Origin of the sequence: Parapedobacter sp. GCM10030251 (assembly GCF_042666505.1) — a bacterium.
In the GTDB taxonomy this organism is placed as follows: Bacteria; Bacteroidota; Bacteroidia; order Sphingobacteriales; family Sphingobacteriaceae; genus Parapedobacter.
This window is the reverse complement of sequence record NZ_JBHTDN010000009.1, coordinates 118,521-133,920: the sequence shown is the minus strand read 5'-3', so window position 1 is coordinate 133,920 and position 15,400 is coordinate 118,521. Positions and strand designations below refer to the sequence as shown.

The following is a 15,400-nucleotide window of genomic DNA, read 5'->3' as shown; positions in this document are numbered from 1 at the left end:
AAACAGTGGCCGGACAATCCGCAAAAACATTATCTTTGGGGTGTAAGACGTTCTTTGAGCAAGCGGAAATCCGGCTGTAGGGAAAACGGCCGGAACGCGAAAAATCCGCGGAAGGTCATAAGACTACGGCGCGAGGTTCTACGACCCGGTGATTGGAAGGTGGGGAGCGGTGGATCCGCTACAAGAAGATGAGTATTGGTCAGAGTTTAGGGATGTCTTTTCTTCAAATCTAAGGGAAATGGGTTACGAAGCAGATGACTATGCTTTGAGTGAAGGAAGGAAAGAGTTTGGAAATATGTTTGGGTTTTTGGGGCCTCGCAATATGATAACCGCTGATAATTCGGCTATTCATTATAATTCAAGCCCTTACTCCTATGTTCTGAATAACCCGCTTATATATAACGATCCCTTTGGTCTCGATACAAATAAAGTTAATCAGTTAGATGAAGTGACTGTAACGGGTTACCGTAATAATTTTGGAGTGCCTCACTGGTTGGGGCCGTCAATGATTGCCTTGGGAGAACCCATTGTTTTTCTAAAGCCGGTGGGTGCGCTGGGATCCCAACCGGGTTCTTCTATCGCCTCCTACACTTTATCCAAAGTATTTCCTCAAAACATTCCGGCTCTAAAACAGGCTGAACGAAAAGTAATAGGTGTTGTAAGCAAAAAGGCAGCAAAAAAAGCGGGAACTGCTGTTTTGGGTCGATTTTTAGGAAGGATGGTCCCCGGAGTGGGGTGGGTAATCACCTCTTATGACATATTGGATAATAAAGAGGCTGTGGGACTGGGTATCGGTGCTTTCAGTTCGGGTGCTGGCGATTATTACAAACTAAGGTCTGACCCCCAAACGTTTTATATGTTTGCAAAATGAAATAAATGATGGAATATTCAGATAAAGTTGCAGACGACCTTTTTCTATTCGTTAGAAAGGAGTCTTTCGTAGATGATGAACCTATTTGCCTTGATACTCGGTTAGAAGACGACTTAGGCATATATGGTGATGATGCCGTTGAATTCATCTTGAAATATGCCAAAAAATACAATGTCGATGTTAAGCGTTTTATGGCAGCGGATTACTTCTCTTCGGAAGGGAGAAGTGTCCTGCCATCATTACTGCATGAGATTTTTGGAACACGAGAGAATAGTAGGAAAGCATTGACGGTACGTCATCTATATAATGGAATAAAATATGGACGACTGGATGATGAAATAATCCATCAAACCGATTAAAATCAATTAGGGAGCCGTTCTATCACTATTGGCGGTGGCTTCTTTTTTACTTGAGTATCGCCTGCATCTTGCTCTTTGCGAGGAAGGCGTCGAGCAGGGCGAAGACATGCTCCCGTTCGGCGGCATCGAGCCTGTCGATGTCCTTCATCCGTTCGGCGGTCTTCCGGTCGAAGGCGGGGCCGTCGGCCTCGCCGCCCAGGTAGTCGAGCGTGACGCCCAGCGCCCTTGCCAGCTTCTTTGCGGCCTCGATGGAGGGCACGGCATCGCCGCGCTCGTACTTGCCAATCATCTCGCGCGACACGCCGCTCTCGGTGGCCAGTTCGCCCTGCGACCAGCCCCTATCCTTGCGCAATGCCTGTATGATGTTACCTGTTTCCATGGCCCAAAACATCCAATTGTGTATGATAATTACGTGTTAATGCAAAAATACGTAAATAAAGTGCATAAAAAAATCCGATAGGGCTTGCTTGTTTCGGTCGTATCTTTTACTTTTGTGTCTGATAGTTCCATTGTAGGAAAATCAAAAAAATCAGCTATGGCAACAAGACACACCAGGAACGCGAAACTCCAGCCGAAATACCGCTACCTTTCATCGGGCACCCGCCGGGTTCCGGAACTGCGCATATCGGGGGTATGGCTGGAAGCGAGCGGCTTCGCAATGGGCCGCACGGTCAGCATCGAGGTAAGCGAGGGCAGACTCATCATCACCCCGGCGCGTCATGGCAGGGGGTAGGCTGCACGCGGACAACCCGGAGCTGCTGGCCTACACGGAGGGGAAACTCCATGTGACGGTGCTGGGCGGCATCAAACTGACAGGCCTCGACCGCCTGCGGGTGACGCTGAAACTCACCGTGCAGGGCAGGGTCGAGAAGGCCTACCGCCACAACCTTGACCTGTACAACGGCATCCAGTGCGGCCAGCTGGCCGAGCGGGCCTCGGAGGCGCTGGACATGGCGGAAAGCGAACTGGCCCAATGCCTGGACCACCTCACGGCGGCGCTGGAGGGTTACCGTTCGGAACGGCTGGAGGCGATGAAGCCGAAGCAGGCGGAGAAAAAGCAGCTCACCGAATCCGAGCGCAAAGAGGCCCTGAAGTTCCTGAAATCCCCGCACCTGCTCCAAAGAACGAAGGAAGCGATAGCGGCCAGCGGCGTGGTCGGGGAGCAGACCAATGCCATGGTGGCCTACCTTGTCTACACATCGAGGAAGCGCCGGGTGCCGCTGCACCTGATGTGCCTGGGTGCGAGCGGCACGGGCAAGACGTGGCTGCAGGAGAAGGTATCGGAACTGATGCCGGAGGAGGACAAACTGGAAATCACCACGCTGTCGAGCAACGCGTTCTACTACTTCGGGCGGGAGGAACTGCGGCACAGGCTGCTATTGATAGAGGACCTCGACGGGGCGGAGTCGGTGCTTTACCCGCTGCGCGAGCTGCAGAGCAAGCGCCGGATAAGCAAGACGGTGACGCTGAAGGACAACAAGGGGAACCTGAAAACGGTGACGCTGGAGGTGGAAGGGCCGGTATGCGTATCGGGCTGCACGACAAGGGAGAAGCTGTACGAGGACAACGCCAACCGCTGCATACTGCTTTACATGGACGGTAGCGCGGAGCAGGACGGCCGCATCATGGACTACCAGCGGCGGTTGAGCGCAGGGCTCATCGATGAAGCGGCCCAGCGTACGGTGAAAGAACGCATGAAAAACGTGCAGCGGCTATTGCAACCAATCAGCGTGCGCAACCCCTACGCCACTTACCTGCAGCTGCCGGAGGCGGTGTTCAAACCGAGAAGGACGATGCTGCTATTGCTGCTGTTCACCGAAACGATTACCTGGTACCACCAGTACCAGCGCAAGCTCAAAACCGACGGGGTTACGGGGGAGCTGTACATCGAGAGCACGCCGGAGGACATACAGGCGGCCTTTACGCTGCTGGAAGATACCTTATTGAAAAAAAGCGATGAACTCTCCGATGCCTGCCGCGGCTTCTTCGAGCGGCTGAAGGCGCACCTGAAGAAGCAGGGCACGGACAGCTTTTACGGCCGCGATGTGCGGGGCCCGCTGCGGGTGAGCCCGAGCAGCCTGGGGCGCTACCTGTACGAACTCGACCGCATGGGCCATATCCGCATCGCAAAGGGCAACCGCTACAAGGGCTTCGAGTACAGGGTGCAGCGCTGGGATGACATGGAAACACTGGCCGGGGATACGCAAAAACTCATATCGGGCATCCTTGACCGTGTCCGGCAGGCGGGCAGTAACCCGCGGGTGACCCAAAACCCCGGTGGGTTACACAACGCGCAGAAATCCAGTAAGAAAGGGGCAGTGACCCATGAAGGTTGAAAAACGTGAGGCAGGCAACTTTGCGGGCCCCAAAAATCCCCTTTACCTGCGTCTGCAGGCAGGCTTTTCGGAATGGCTGCGCATCCTGAACTTCGAGCCCACCAGCCAAAGGGATATGCCGAAGATGCTCGGGGAGTTCATGGCCTACCTTGAAACGAACGGCTGCCACAGCCCCGAATCCATCACGGAAACCCACCTCGGAAACTACCTGAACCACCTTTACCTGCGGCCCAACAAAAGGCGTGGCGGGGCGATATCCAAGAACTACATCCGCAAGCACCTGCAGGTGGTACGCAAGTTCGCGAGGTACCTTGCCGAGAGCGGTCAGGGCAGCTTCACGGTGAACGTGGGCCTCACGGGCAAAAGCAGCAACTTGGGGGAAGTGCTCACCCGGCAGGAGATAAACAGGCTTTACAAAGCCACGGGCGATGATGTGTACGGCCTGCGTGACCGTGCGATGCTTGCGCTGTACTACGGGTGCGGGCTGCGGAAGAACGAGGGCATCGCGCTGGATGCGGGCGACATCCTGCTGGACAAAGGCCTTGTGCTGGTACGGAAAGGCAAGGGCTACAGGGCACGCTTCGTGCCGCTCACCGGAAGGAACAAAGCCGACGTGGAAGCCTACCTGCTCCATGGCAGGCCGCACCTGCTTAACGGCAGGAACGAAAACGCCCTGCTGGTGAACCGGGTGGGCAGGCGGCTAAGGCAACCCCTGTGCAGGCTCGTGCGGCTGAAGGCTGCGGCGGGTATCGGCAAGGCGGTGGGCCTGCACACCCTGCGGCACAGCATCGCCACGCACCTGCTGGAATCGGGGATGGGGCTGGAGCATATCCAGCGGTTCCTCGGCCATGAAAGCCTTGAATCCACGCAGATATACACCCATATCACCGATGGACTTTGAAACCTACCTGCAGGGCGAAAAGCAGAAAGCAGCGACGGTCAGCCAGCACGTGCGCAACGCGGGTTACTTCCTTGCGTGGCTGGAGCGTGAAGGGCATACGCTGCAGCAGGCCACGCACCATGAGGTGCTGGACTTCACCGATGCCCTCAGGCGGGAGGGCAGCAGCGTAAACCAAACCAACCGTGTCCTGCTGTCGTTACGGTATTACTTCGCATGGCTGAACAAAGAGGGCACGGCCAGCGGCAACCCGGCATCGGGGCTGAAAGTGCGGGGAGCGGTGCGGACGGTACCCACGGGGCTGCTGGAGCGTGAGGAACTTGACAGCCTCCATGAAAAATACACGGTGACCGATGACCGTACCCACCGTAACAAAACCATCCTTGGCCTGCTGGTCCATCAGGGCATCACCCGCGAGGAACTGGAAACGCTCCGGCCGGAGCACCTGAAACTGCGGGAGGGGAAGCTGCACATCCCGCAGACCAACAAGAACAATGCCCGCATCCTCACGCTGGAGCCGCACCAGATACTCGACCTGCAGGAGTACGCACTGGCCATCCGGCCGAAACTCGGCGGCGACCCGCAAAGGCTGTTCATGGGCAGGGACGGCAACCCAAGCCTGAACAACACCCTATTGCACCTCTGCCATGCTTTGCGGCGCATCGACCCAAGGGTGCGCAATGCCACGCAGCTGCGTCAGAGCGTCATCACCGAATGGCTGAAGACCAAAAACCTGCGGCAGGTGCAGTACATGGCGGGCCACCGCTACGTGAGCAGTACCGAACGTTACCTAACCACCAGCCTCGAAGACCTCAGGGAAGCGCTGGAAAAGCACCATCCGCTTAAATAAGCAATACAATAGGCATTGAACCCCAACCCGCGGCCTGCACGCACCGTGGCGGCGGGAACCCACCACGGGCCCGTCCGCCGGCACATTGCCGCCATGCGCCAAAGAGCCGGCCCGTAATCCCGGTCCCACCGCCCCGGATACCGAAGCTAAGTTACATAATGCGTACTTATGGTGCTTGCCCAAGGGCCAAAGCAACAACCCACCGCCCCATAAGGGCATTATGCAAAATAGCCGCTACCCCATCCCGCCGTATGCGCATCTCCCCCCGGTCGGTCAAAGCGCGGGCCTGCGGCAGCATGGCAGCTGTCTGTTGGGGAATCTTCCAATCCCCAAACCCCTTTGGAGCCCCGCCGCGAATGGACGGGCCGCACATGGCTACCGCTGATACCGGAGCCCGCCCATCCGCAGCGGGGGCTGCCTTTCCGGCCTCCGAGCAGGCACACTTCCGGGGTTGCCTTCCGTTAAGCCACCGAGAGCGGGAGAAGGGCGGGCTGTCAAGGGACCGTGGAATAAAGCGGAGCGCAGCGAGCATTTATGCCGCGAAAGCCCTTTACTGCCCGTCATTCGAGGGCTACCTTTGCTGCGACGGACGGCTAACCCTTAACAGCACAGGCCCAAAAAGCAATAAAAATGTGCCTCCGGCGGGCGCTCGCCGCGCGGGCAGGTTAAGGTTGGTTGCCCGAAAGCAACCGAAAAAACAGTGGCCGGACAATCCGCAAAAACATTATCTTTGGGGTGTAAGACGTTCTTTGAGCAAGCGGAAATCCGGCTGTAGGGAAAACGGCCGGAACGCGAAAAATCCGCGGAAGGTCATAAGACTACAGCGCGAGGCTGTATGACCCGGTGATCGGAAGGTGGGGCACGGTTGATCCGTTGGCTGAGCATAGCAGCCAGTTTGACAAGTCCCCGTATGCCTATGCCTGGAATAGTCCGGCGGTATACGATGACCCAAGCGGGATGTGCCCGGAATGCGAGGAGAAAGTCAAGGATCCCTCAACGGGTCAGGTATACAATTCCACGGGTGGGGCGACGTATGTCTATGATGGTAGTAACTGGACGAGACAGGGGGGGATGCTTGCTGAAGTGACCGTAGGCCAGCCATTTGTACCTGCGCCCGTGAGTTCAGTCAGGAACTACGGGGGCGACGGCAGTGGAAGTACTTATGACCGAATTATGTACGGCCTGGACAAGGTGAATCAGTTCTTGCCCACGACCCATATTCTGAATAGCATTACCTACGCTTTTACGGGCAAGGATATTATGGGTAATAACATGGGGCTGGGTGATGCCACGCTGGGGGCTGTGAGTGTGCTTCCAATTGCAAAGATGGGGGGCGCAGCTATTCGAGGAGTCGGAAATATTGCCGCTAAGACGGGACTCAAGCCTTTAGGTTTAGGTTCTACAGGTAGAACTACTGCAAATAATTTGGTTGAGCAGATGGCGATGAAAGATGCTATGGCAAATCCACACTTAGGTACAAGATTAATGGAGGGAATGAAAGATGCCCGTTGGTCTGGTTGGACTAAAATGGAATACAAGGTTAAAACTGAAAAAGGAGTAAATGCTATTATTCATTATGTCGGGAAATGGGAAAATGGAGTTTTGAAGGCTGTTGATGATTTTAAATTTAAATAATTATGAAAGTTCGATGTTTATATAATACCGGTGAAGCATTAAGGTCTTATGAATATAAGGCTTTACAAAAAGAAATGATGGGTAGGTTTGGTGCTACTGGTTTTAGTGAATATGGTGGGGTTGAGATAGGGAAAGAGTATTTGGTAATGGGTTTAATTATTTTTGAAACTTACCAAGCCTATTTAATAGATGATAATGGGTTCATTTCTGCCTGTCCCTGTCAACTATTTGAAGTTGTTGATAGTAACGTAAACCCAAATTGGCACTTTAGATTGATAGAAAAAGACGAAGATATTTATCCTTTTGTACAAGCCATCTTTGGTTATTATGAACTATCCTTTGATAAAAAAGCTTATGAAAATCTCATTGTAGAAAAAGATGAAGAATCGCAACGAATTTATTTCAGGCGAAAGATAGAGTTGGAAAAAGAATTAAGCGAGGAATAGTAAGGGAGCCGCTGAGGGGGGAAGACAGTTACTACTGAAACCTGGAGCGGCTAATTTAACTCAAAAAGGTTTAGACCATATAATTGCTCGCCATTGGTTTACGAGTGGTGCTAAAGGTGCAGGGAAGTTTGCAGAAGGGACAACAGGGGCGGGTTTAAAGAGTATGATTAATACTACCACAACGCAAGGTGTTTTCCGAGCTAATACAATGGGACGTGCCGGAACAATAGCAGAATATAATTTTGGTAGAGTGATTGGTACAACATCAGGCGGTGCACCCACATCAAGCTTGAGAGTTGTCATTGGAACAAACGGAAATGTCATTACAGCGTTTCCATTTTAAATAGTGTTGTAATGTTTAGAATAGAATATAAAATAATAACAGAGCAACTTCAAGAAATTGAGTATATCTCTGATGAAGAAATCCGATATGATTTTTTATTGGGTAATGTGTCTTTGTTTTCGTCCCATGCAGAGATTGAAATGGAATGGGAATGGATACCATTGTTAGATTTTGCCTATTGTTTGCAAATGATTGTTAGTAATCTAAAAGCAAATGATACCACTAAAGAATATTTTGAGTTTACAGAAAATGCGGAAACATTAGAATTTTCAAGACAAAGAGAAAAATTAAAAATAGTTGCCTCTTTTTCATCAACAGTGATAGAAACGACATTTGTAGATTTTGAAAAGGCGGTATATGATTTTCATTTAAACATTAGTGAATACATACGAAGGAGCATACTAGGCGAGCCACCAAGTGTCTTACAGAAATATCTCTCTGTCGAATTGTAAAAGAAAAATCAGAATGAAGTTGTTTGTCAAGATATTGCTGTTGGTTTTAGTTGCACTTATTGCTAATGTGAAAGTAATAAGTGCAACCATTACATAAGGGGGTAAGTCGGGTTTTCGAGGTAGGCTCATATAATACTTTGAAAGGTGTCGAAGCCGGTTTGGAAGCTCATCACGTTGGACAAAGACCACTAAAAGACCACTCATGAAAAATTTGTTCCAGGCTATAATGCCAATACAGCACCTTCAATTTTGGTGCCAAAACAAGGTCATACATTAGGAAGTTGTGTTCTTTCAAGAGGAACTTCAGGTTTTTCAAATGCACGACAAGTGTCAGACAATGTGCTTTTTGGGGTTAATTTGATTACGCTTGTTCTGGGAATAGGTCTGTTGTTTCAGTTTAAAGACCTGAAAACAACAGACCTCCCGCCATCAAATCAATAAATACGTCTCAGAAAAGCGGATACGGTGGTTGCCCCAAACCATACTACTGCGGCAATTGCAGCATCCGCCATTCCGCGATTTGAAATAACCCACCTGCTATTACGGAAGTGACCGAAACCCGGTAATACCGATACGCCGTATGATTGGTAAACGTATACGTTTTGGTCATAAAGCGTTCCGCGAAAGTCTCATCGTTCCGTTCATCCAGCAGTGTCCACGTGTTTCCATCCATCGAACCTTCCAGTTTCCAGTTTTTGGGATCGCGATCCGGGACGTCATTAGCCGAAGTAAGGGTGTATGCACCGAGAACGATCGGCTCGTAAAAATCCAGCTGGAACCAAAGGTCGCCCACGTAATCAAACTGCAGGAATTTCGTCTGAATGTCGTTGTCCGTGAGTTTTAATGAACCTTCGCCGGCGAATTTGCCACCGCTGTTGTCGCGGGAAACGCTCAGCGCACCCCGGTTGGTAACGTCGCGTACCACGCCCAGGTCGGTTAGCAGTCGGGAGATTTCGGCAATGGAACCATTCGGCGTTTTTACCCGCAGCGTATAGTCTTCAAACTGCCCCGGGGCAACCGAAATGTTTACCACCTCGTTGTTGTTTAGGAATTCACCGCCCACACCTACGCCTTTGTACCAAAAAATACTGTCTACCGCGATATTGGCGGCCACCGAAAGGTCGAGGCTACCCCCCGGTTTGGGGGTAGCGGTCACCTCGATCAGGCTGTCGGGAACGATGTTAACCACCGCTTCCTTTTCTGCCCAGAAGCCCTGGCCGTTTTCGGTCCGCAGCTTAATCCGGAAGTTACCCGTCCGCAAAAAGGTATGCGTCGGTGATTCTTCCAGCGAAACGCTGTCGTCGCCGAATTCCCAGCGCACCATTGCATAATTGGTTCCTTCGTTGGTAAACGAGTAGGTAAAAGGGTCGTCTTCAGAGACCTGGGTCATCGAAAACCCCGCACTGGGCTTCGGTTCCTCCGGTTCAGGTGCCGGAACCGATTCATCTTTGCAGGATAAAAGCGTCAGCTGAAAAAGCAAAGCAATACCTAGCGTCCTTGTGATTGTTATCGTTGCCATTTGGATCGTTGTCATCGTACAAACTGCGTTTTATTTTTTTAATAGGTTACCCATACGTTGCCTGGGTATCAGGGCACCCGGATCACCCGCCATTCTGCGAGTTGCCAGAGGTTACTTCCGTTGTTGACGCCAAACTCGAGGCGGTAATGCGTATAGGATGCTTCCGTGCTGAATTCATAGCGTTTCGTTTGGAAGCGCTCGGTAAATATTTCGCCGGTTCGGCTGTCGAGCTCCGTCCAGGTCTCCCCGTCATTGGATCCCAGTAGTTTCCAGTCTTTCGGATCCCGGTCGGGCGCGTCGTTGGCCGAGGTAAGCGTATAAGCGCCTAATTTCGTCGGCGTAGCGTAGACCAACTGCGTCCACAGATCGGCCCGGTAATCGCCTACGAGGAACTTCGTCTGGGTGTTGTTGTCAACCAGTTTAAGCGAACCTTCCCCGCCTTCCGCTCCGCCGCCGTTATCGCGGCTGACACTATATGTGCCCTCGTTGGTAACGTCCACCTCCAATACGTGCTCGGGATAAATCAAGATGATAGCCGATTTCTTTTGCTCATCCAATACGTGGGTAGAGGGATTGGTGAGCACCACGGGCACGGCCAGGAGTTTATCCATGTGCTGCTCGATGACCGACCATTGCACGAAGACATCCAACGGTGCGGAGCTGATGTTGGAGCCGATCCGGCGGAGGGTATCCATGGTAACCCGGCTAAGATCCAGCGCGATGGTATTTTCCGGCAGGACACCGGCGTCGATCAGGGTAGCAACCGTATCGGGATTGAGCTTCGCGCCTACGGTAAAGGCCCTGCCGGGCGCGCCGGCCAGCGAGATGCCCAACGCCACGTTGAGTCCGCCCGACTGGACCTGGTAGTTCTGCCGGTTGCGCACTTCCAATACCGTGCCGCCGCCATTGGTGAGGGATAGGTAGCGGATTTCTTCGGGCCGTAAAACGTCCGTCGTATTGAGCGTCACGATGCCGCCGGTGGTGCCGCTAGCCAATGTGTTACCTTTTCCGGGATTTGCCAACCGGTAAGCAAAGGCTACCTGCTTGCCGTAATTGCGCTCCAGAAAGCTGATGTTGATGGCCACTTCAAAGACGGCGCTGTCTGCACCGAAGGGGATCGTCACCGCGTTGGGCACCACGAGGTGTTCATTGGGAATTGGCAGGACATCTTCCAGTTCGCCTTCGTCGATCAATTGGGTCAAGGTATCCTGGTTGAGTTGGATTTCCACCTGGAAGGCTTTGCCTGCCGATTGCGACAGTTGGATGGCCAGCGGCACGATCAGCCGCTCGCCTTCCTTGCGGGGCTCGCCCACGGTCTCCTTTGGCGATACAGCACTGGGATCGGTCGCCTCAATGTCAAACGATTCCAGCGCGTGATCGGTACAGGTTTGGAACAGGAGCATGGCTAGGGCCAGCGTGCTCAATGTGCGTATGCGTGTTATTGCGTTCATATCGTAATGGATAGCAAATTTTCGTTAACAGTCGATCGCTTTGCCGGTTACTGATCCAGCCACACCCGGCCGTCCAATTGCCAGCTTTCCAATCGCGGTATTTTCAGCCAGCTGATGATCTGGGCCGGTATGTCCACATTCCGCGGGACCAGTGCCCCGAGATCCGCCGAACTGGGTGCACAGACAAAGTCAGACTGGTATTGGCGCGTGATGTCGGCCCCGCCAAGGGTCATGTGACTGCCAAGGGGTCCCATGTCGTCGAGGGTGTTGCCTTCCGAGCCGACCACCGGCCACAGGCCGGCGAGGAAATCGTAGTAGGGGTGGTCTTCCGGTACGCCGATCTCGCAGGAATATTGCGAAATGACGTCGTCGGGCAAGGCTACCTTCCAGAACCGCACATCGCTGATGTAGCAGTCGGCCTGGCCGTTGTCCGATTGCCCGCCAAGCATCAGCGGGAAGTTATTCGTAATGCTGCCGTAACCCGTGATGTTCACTTCGTTGTTGAACTGCCCGTTGGTGTAGGTGCGGACAAACCGCTCGTTATCGCGGATTACGCCCACCACGGCGATGCTGTTCCACGTCGCGTTGGCCAATGTGCCGCCCCGGGTCTGACCCACGTTATTGCCGAGGCCTCGGGCGTTGAACATCCAGAAATCTTCTTCCAGGAAAATGGTCCAGCCCACGAAATCCCAGGTCCACCGTTCGCGCTTGTTCAGCAGGGCGGGGTAGTTGTACCGGTAGTTGTTGTTCGGACCGGGGTTTTTCTTCACCTTCAGCTCGATGGTAAAGGCATCGTCATCCAAATTGTAAATATCGTTGTCGCCAGCGGTTACTTCACCCCGCAGCTGCTGCCGGAAGCGGACGAAATCGCCCTGGAACCGGATGCCCAGGAAGGGTTTGGAAACAATCCGCCGTTGGTAGCGCAGCGAATGGAATATCGTAAACGTATTCACTTCGGGGTTGCTGAAAATGGTGTTGTCGTTCTCCTCATCGGGAATCGGGTAGTCGCCTCCCTTGCTGGACGTGATGACCACCAGCCAGTTTTCCGCTTCGTAATTGGGCCGGTTCTTCACGGCATCGAGGATTTCGCCCACCGAGCTGTCAAAAGCCAGGATCGCATCGCGGTATTGCGGTACGGACAGGTCATACCCATACTGGCTGCCTGCTTCGTCAATACCGGTGAAATGGGCGGTCACCATCGTGACCGTGTCGGTTCCCAGGGCCATGATTGCCGCGTCCTTTACTGCCTGGTCATTGTCCAGCAGTTCATGCACGTCGGTCCCCTCGGTCAGGTACTCGGCGAACAGGGGCGAGGAGGTATACACCCGAACGTCACTTTCGGGATTGGCCGCCTGTATGCGTTCAAACAGCAACGGAAAGTCTGCCAGGTGGTTGTCTTCGAAGTCATCCCCTTGGATGCCGTGTTTGGCTTTCTGCACGCCGGTGAGCATATCGGCCCAGTTCGTGCCATTTTGGTCGCCCGTTTCTTCGTCGGAAAGCGATTCCCATGAATAGATGGAGTTGGGGAGCAACGAACTGATGACCGGCGGGGCGGCCGCTTGTACCGATTTCCCCCGGGCGCCGTCGGCAATGATATACAATACCCGCGGCGTACCGAAGGCAACGTCAACGCTGTCCGTGTAGGCGTTATCTGGAATCTTACGGGCAAACTCCTCACGGCAAGCCCACAGGCCCGTGAGCGCCAGCACGGTCGGCAACAGCAACCGGAAGGTCTTTGAGATATAGGGATTCGAGGTCATAATGCGATGTGGTATTCTCATGCGTAAAACAGTTAATCGATTGTTACCCGGATAAAATTGTTTGCGGGCTCTCCGTTAAACAGCGCAATACTGCCATAGATCAGCAGGGCACGGCGCCCGTCGGCAGCGGTGGTTTCCATAATGTCGCTGATTCCGCCACTGAACAGACCGGTAGCGTTGTAGCCGGCCAGCAGTGCGCCGCTTTCGTCGAGCACCATAAACCCGTTGCGTGCAATGCCGTTGTAGGTACGGAAGTCGCCAGCAACGATGATCTTTCCGTCGCTCAGCTGCTTGATGAATTCGGGGCTCCCGCCTTCGAACGCCTGGGGAACAAAGGCTTCATCAAGGGTGCCGTCCTCGTTGAGCATGGCGAGCTGCCGCGCGGGCTGTCCGTTGTAATTGCGGAATTCGCCTGCAATCAGGTATTTGCCCGTAACGGGGTTGTACTGGGCGCTCGAAATCGGTTGGTCGGCGCCGGTGCCGCCGGGGTTGAAGGTTTCGTCAAGGGTTCCGTCGGCTTTGAGCCGTACAATCCGGCCCGCGGCCTGGCCATCGAAGCGGGTGAAGTTGCCATAGACCAACAGTTTGCCCTGCTGACCGCCCGACTCGTGCAGGACGGTGGCGGCGGCGCCGTTGCCGGCTTCCATTCCTTTTCCGGTGGCTGTGTTGAATCGGTAGGTCTTGTCGAGACTGCCGTCGGCGTTCAGCCGGGCGATTTGGCGGATTTCGATACTGTCCAGAATCACGCTATCCCGTGTCTCGAGCCGGTTCGGTTGGTCGTACCGACGGCTGATGTAGTAACGGAAGCTGCCGGTTGCCAATACCTTGCCGCCTTGTTCGTACAGTTTACCCACAAAGCCATCGAATCCTCCGTTGAAACTTGGATAATACTTGATGGTATCCTGTTGGTCAGGGCGGCGGAAGGGGTGTACGCCCATGGTATCGATGGTACCATTCTCGTGAATGCGGGTCAGGTTGCTGATGTCTGCACTGCGCTGGCTGTAGCCGCTGAAAAATCCGGCGACCAGGTAACCATTGCCGAAACGGATGATGTCGGCGATCGCACCGTTGGCGCCGCCGCCCGACCGGAGGCTGGCATCGTAGGTTCCGTCGGCAAAGGCCCGGGCGATCCGGTTAATGGGACGGACAATGCCCTTGTTGTTATAGTCGGTGAACCCACCTACCACCAACATCCGATCGTCGTTTGTTTGGATCACCCGCAGCACGGGACCGTCCGTGCCCTGTGTGACGTTGAAACTTGGATCGGGGTTGATTTTGCCGGTGACCTCAAACTGCGGCCCGAAGACGACGACGTCGCCGACCGAAATGGAGGTTACGCCGGTGCTGGCAAAATCGGGTACGACTACTTTGATATGTTCTTCGGTTACTTCGGTTACTTCCGCCATTTCTCCATTGAACCGGAACACCAGTTGCTCGCTAAAGGGAACCAAGCCCGTGGCGTTGATGGTTACCTCCGTGCCAGGTAGGCCGTTGGCGGGTGTCGGTGTCTGGCTGCGGTTGATGAGGATGCCCAAGGGCTCCTTGCCGGGACCGTACGGTGCTTCCGGATCCGTTACTTTTTCGGAGCAGGTCAACAGACCCAATCCGGCCAAGCTGAATAAACACGCTATTTTGAATGAATTTGTCATAGAACCGCTCTTATCGTTTACTTTGAATAATGTCCTGGATTACTTCCTGCCGGTTGAAACCAAAGCCTCCACCCCGATTGAAATCCAGTACGTGCACCACGCCGTTGTGGGGTTGAATATCTGAGGAGGAAACCGGATGGGTGATCCATCGCCCCGGGTCGGGGTCCGAAATATTCGGGATGTACGAAATGTGCAATTGCCGGTAACCCATGTATTTCAGGCGGGTCTCCGTTGGTTTCCCTGCATCGGTGACGGCATCGTTGAACACCACGCCGATGTTGCTGATCGTGTTGTTATAGGCCAAGTAATTTTCGCCGCCGAAGGTACTCAGAATATCGAAGTCAATCTGTGGATAGTCCATCAATAGCTTTTTGCCGTGGAACAGGTACCGCTCCAGGTATTTCCGCCAGATCACGGAATCAATGTCGGCCAGGGTCTGGATGGTGTCCAGTCCGAGGTCGTAAAGTTGCTGGTTTGCACCATTCGTCAAAAAGAAATCCTCACCTTCATAGCCCACCTGTCCGATCAGCCGCCGGATCTCTTCGTCTTTAGGGGCGAAGAAGGTCAGTTCTTCGGTGTTCAAGACCTCTTCCAGGCCCGCTAGCCGGACGACGGCCGCCACCGAGTCCAGCTCGATGGGACGCGAGTCCAGGTAGCCCATTAGGGTTCCGTCGAAATACGGGTTAGCCTTTCCGCCGTCGGTGTAATACTCATCCTGTTTGCAGGAAGAAAAGAAGAAGGGGGCCACCAGCATCGCCAAGGCGGCCGTCCAAACCGTGTTTATACAGGTCCGTTTACGCGTATTCATCGTTATTGATCGCTCCATAATTC

Annotated in this window: 16 protein-coding genes and 1 pseudogene; 10 read left to right on the top strand and 7 right to left on the bottom strand. The window is 53.6% G+C overall.

The annotated features are described in order from the left end of the window. Positions 1-238: 238 nt before the first annotated feature. Together ACFQRK_RS20050 and ACFQRK_RS20045 are read left to right on the top strand one after the other, a co-directional pair. Positions 239-871 carry a hypothetical protein gene (locus tag ACFQRK_RS20050; protein ID WP_379009883.1) on the top strand — a complete coding sequence of 211 codons (633 nt, stop codon included), beginning with the start codon at positions 239-241 and terminating at the stop codon, positions 869-871. A gap of 5 nt (positions 872-876) precedes the next feature. Beyond that, on the top strand, positions 877-1,230 hold the full coding sequence (locus ACFQRK_RS20045; RefSeq protein WP_379009881.1) for a DUF1493 family protein: 354 nt from the start codon (positions 877-879) through the stop codon (positions 1,228-1,230). A gap of 46 nt (positions 1,231-1,276) precedes the next feature. Here the strand turns inward: ACFQRK_RS20045 and ACFQRK_RS20040 are convergent, their stop codons facing one another. Next, positions 1,277-1,609: a helix-turn-helix domain-containing protein gene (locus ACFQRK_RS20040; RefSeq protein WP_379009879.1), complete on the bottom strand. Its 333-nt coding sequence runs from the start codon at positions 1,607-1,609 to the stop codon at positions 1,277-1,279. Positions 1,610-1,765: 156 nt separating this feature from the next. Here ACFQRK_RS20040 and ACFQRK_RS20035 point away from each other — a divergent pair, with 156 nt between their 5' ends. The 4 genes from ACFQRK_RS20035 to ACFQRK_RS20020 are packed head-to-tail and all read left to right on the top strand — an operon-like array spanning position 1,766 to position 5,314. Continuing rightward, positions 1,766-1,963 (top strand): SymE family type I addiction module toxin, encoded by a 198-nt coding sequence (locus ACFQRK_RS20035; RefSeq protein WP_379009877.1) that lies wholly within the window; start codon positions 1,766-1,768, stop codon positions 1,961-1,963. Next, the gene (locus ACFQRK_RS20030; protein WP_379009876.1) at positions 1,950-3,566 is read left to right on the top strand and encodes a hypothetical protein; all 1,617 of its coding nucleotides are present in this window, start codon (positions 1,950-1,952) and stop codon (positions 3,564-3,566) included. Before ACFQRK_RS20035 ends, ACFQRK_RS20030 begins: the two co-directional genes overlap by 14 nt. Continuing rightward, the gene (locus ACFQRK_RS20025) at positions 3,556-4,467 is read left to right on the top strand and encodes a tyrosine-type recombinase/integrase (RefSeq protein ID WP_379009874.1); all 912 of its coding nucleotides are present in this window, start codon (positions 3,556-3,558) and stop codon (positions 4,465-4,467) included. Before ACFQRK_RS20030 ends, ACFQRK_RS20025 begins: the two co-directional genes overlap by 11 nt. Continuing rightward, a complete protein-coding gene (locus tag ACFQRK_RS20020; protein ID WP_379009873.1) occupies positions 4,457-5,314 on the top strand; it encodes a tyrosine-type recombinase/integrase in 858 nt (285 codons plus the stop codon). The genes ACFQRK_RS20025 and ACFQRK_RS20020 overlap by 11 nt, the downstream gene beginning before the upstream one ends. 166 nt (positions 5,315-5,480) lie before the next feature. Here ACFQRK_RS20020 and ACFQRK_RS20015 read toward each other — a convergent pair whose 3' ends face one another. Next, positions 5,481-5,846 carry a hypothetical protein gene (locus ACFQRK_RS20015; RefSeq protein ID WP_379009872.1) on the bottom strand — a complete coding sequence of 122 codons (366 nt, stop codon included), beginning with the start codon at positions 5,844-5,846 and terminating at the stop codon, positions 5,481-5,483. A gap of 299 nt (positions 5,847-6,145) precedes the next feature. Between ACFQRK_RS20015 and ACFQRK_RS20010 the strand changes: the two are divergent. From ACFQRK_RS20010 to ACFQRK_RS19995, 4 genes and pseudogenes are all read left to right on the top strand, one after another. Then, a pseudogene (locus ACFQRK_RS20010) lies at positions 6,146-6,262 on the top strand (hypothetical protein); the annotation flags it as partial. A 225-nt stretch (positions 6,263-6,487) separates the two neighbouring features. After that, the gene (locus tag ACFQRK_RS20005) at positions 6,488-6,949 is read left to right on the top strand and encodes a hypothetical protein (protein ID WP_379009871.1); all 462 of its coding nucleotides are present in this window, start codon (positions 6,488-6,490) and stop codon (positions 6,947-6,949) included. 2 nt (positions 6,950-6,951) lie between these two features. Further along, a complete protein-coding gene (locus ACFQRK_RS20000) occupies positions 6,952-7,395 on the top strand; it encodes a hypothetical protein (protein ID WP_379009870.1) in 444 nt (147 codons plus the stop codon). 354 nt (positions 7,396-7,749) lie between these two features. Beyond that, positions 7,750-8,190 (top strand): hypothetical protein, encoded by a 441-nt coding sequence (locus ACFQRK_RS19995; RefSeq protein WP_379009868.1) that lies wholly within the window; start codon positions 7,750-7,752, stop codon positions 8,188-8,190. Positions 8,191-8,674: 484 nt separating this feature from the next. Here the strand turns inward: ACFQRK_RS19995 and ACFQRK_RS19990 are convergent, their stop codons facing one another. The 5 genes from ACFQRK_RS19990 to ACFQRK_RS19970 all read right to left on the bottom strand — a co-directional run bounded on the left by ACFQRK_RS19990 (position 8,675) and on the right by ACFQRK_RS19970 (position 15,395). Continuing rightward, entirely contained in the window at positions 8,675-9,709 is a 1,035-nt protein-coding gene (locus ACFQRK_RS19990) for a PKD domain-containing protein (protein WP_379009866.1), read from the bottom strand. 68 nt (positions 9,710-9,777) lie between these two features. Then, complete coding sequence (locus ACFQRK_RS19985) at positions 9,778-11,160, bottom strand: discoidin domain-containing protein (protein WP_379009864.1); 1,383 nt, start codon at positions 11,158-11,160, stop codon at positions 9,778-9,780. 47 nt (positions 11,161-11,207) lie between these two features. Continuing rightward, positions 11,208-12,941, bottom strand: coding sequence for an alkaline phosphatase family protein (locus ACFQRK_RS19980; protein WP_379009863.1), 1,734 nt, complete (start codon positions 12,939-12,941; stop codon positions 11,208-11,210). 11 nt (positions 12,942-12,952) lie between these two features. After that, entirely contained in the window at positions 12,953-14,569 is a 1,617-nt protein-coding gene (locus ACFQRK_RS19975; RefSeq protein ID WP_379009862.1) for a DUF5008 domain-containing protein, read from the bottom strand. Positions 14,570-14,579: 10 nt separating this feature from the next. Beyond that, complete coding sequence (locus ACFQRK_RS19970; RefSeq protein WP_379009860.1) at positions 14,580-15,395, bottom strand: hypothetical protein; 816 nt, start codon at positions 15,393-15,395, stop codon at positions 14,580-14,582. Positions 15,396-15,400: the final 5 nt, after the last annotated feature.

Coding starts and splice junctions, on each gene's coding strand:
- ACFQRK_RS20050 (WP_379009883.1), top strand. CDS start 239: ATGGGTTACGAAGCAGATGACTATGCTTTGAGTGAAGGAAGGAAAGAG.
- ACFQRK_RS20045 (WP_379009881.1), top strand. CDS start 877: ATGATGGAATATTCAGATAAAGTTGCAGACGACCTTTTTCTATTCGTT.
- ACFQRK_RS20040 (WP_379009879.1), bottom strand. CDS start 1,609: ATGGAAACAGGTAACATCATACAGGCATTGCGCAAGGATAGGGGCTGG.
- ACFQRK_RS20035 (WP_379009877.1), top strand. CDS start 1,766: ATGGCAACAAGACACACCAGGAACGCGAAACTCCAGCCGAAATACCGC.
- ACFQRK_RS20030 (WP_379009876.1), top strand. CDS start 1,950: ATGGCAGGGGGTAGGCTGCACGCGGACAACCCGGAGCTGCTGGCCTAC.
- ACFQRK_RS20025 (WP_379009874.1), top strand. CDS start 3,556: ATGAAGGTTGAAAAACGTGAGGCAGGCAACTTTGCGGGCCCCAAAAAT.
- ACFQRK_RS20020 (WP_379009873.1), top strand. CDS start 4,457: ATGGACTTTGAAACCTACCTGCAGGGCGAAAAGCAGAAAGCAGCGACG.
- ACFQRK_RS20015 (WP_379009872.1), bottom strand. CDS start 5,846: ATGCTCGCTGCGCTCCGCTTTATTCCACGGTCCCTTGACAGCCCGCCC.
- ACFQRK_RS20005 (WP_379009871.1), top strand. CDS start 6,488: ATGTACGGCCTGGACAAGGTGAATCAGTTCTTGCCCACGACCCATATT.
- ACFQRK_RS20000 (WP_379009870.1), top strand. CDS start 6,952: ATGAAAGTTCGATGTTTATATAATACCGGTGAAGCATTAAGGTCTTAT.
- ACFQRK_RS19995 (WP_379009868.1), top strand. CDS start 7,750: ATGTTTAGAATAGAATATAAAATAATAACAGAGCAACTTCAAGAAATT.
- ACFQRK_RS19990 (WP_379009866.1), bottom strand. CDS start 9,709: ATGGCAACGATAACAATCACAAGGACGCTAGGTATTGCTTTGCTTTTT.
- ACFQRK_RS19985 (WP_379009864.1), bottom strand. CDS start 11,160: ATGAACGCAATAACACGCATACGCACATTGAGCACGCTGGCCCTAGCC.
- ACFQRK_RS19980 (WP_379009863.1), bottom strand. CDS start 12,941: ATGAGAATACCACATCGCATTATGACCTCGAATCCCTATATCTCAAAG.
- ACFQRK_RS19975 (WP_379009862.1), bottom strand. CDS start 14,569: ATGACAAATTCATTCAAAATAGCGTGTTTATTCAGCTTGGCCGGATTG.
- ACFQRK_RS19970 (WP_379009860.1), bottom strand. CDS start 15,395: ATGGAGCGATCAATAACGATGAATACGCGTAAACGGACCTGTATAAAC.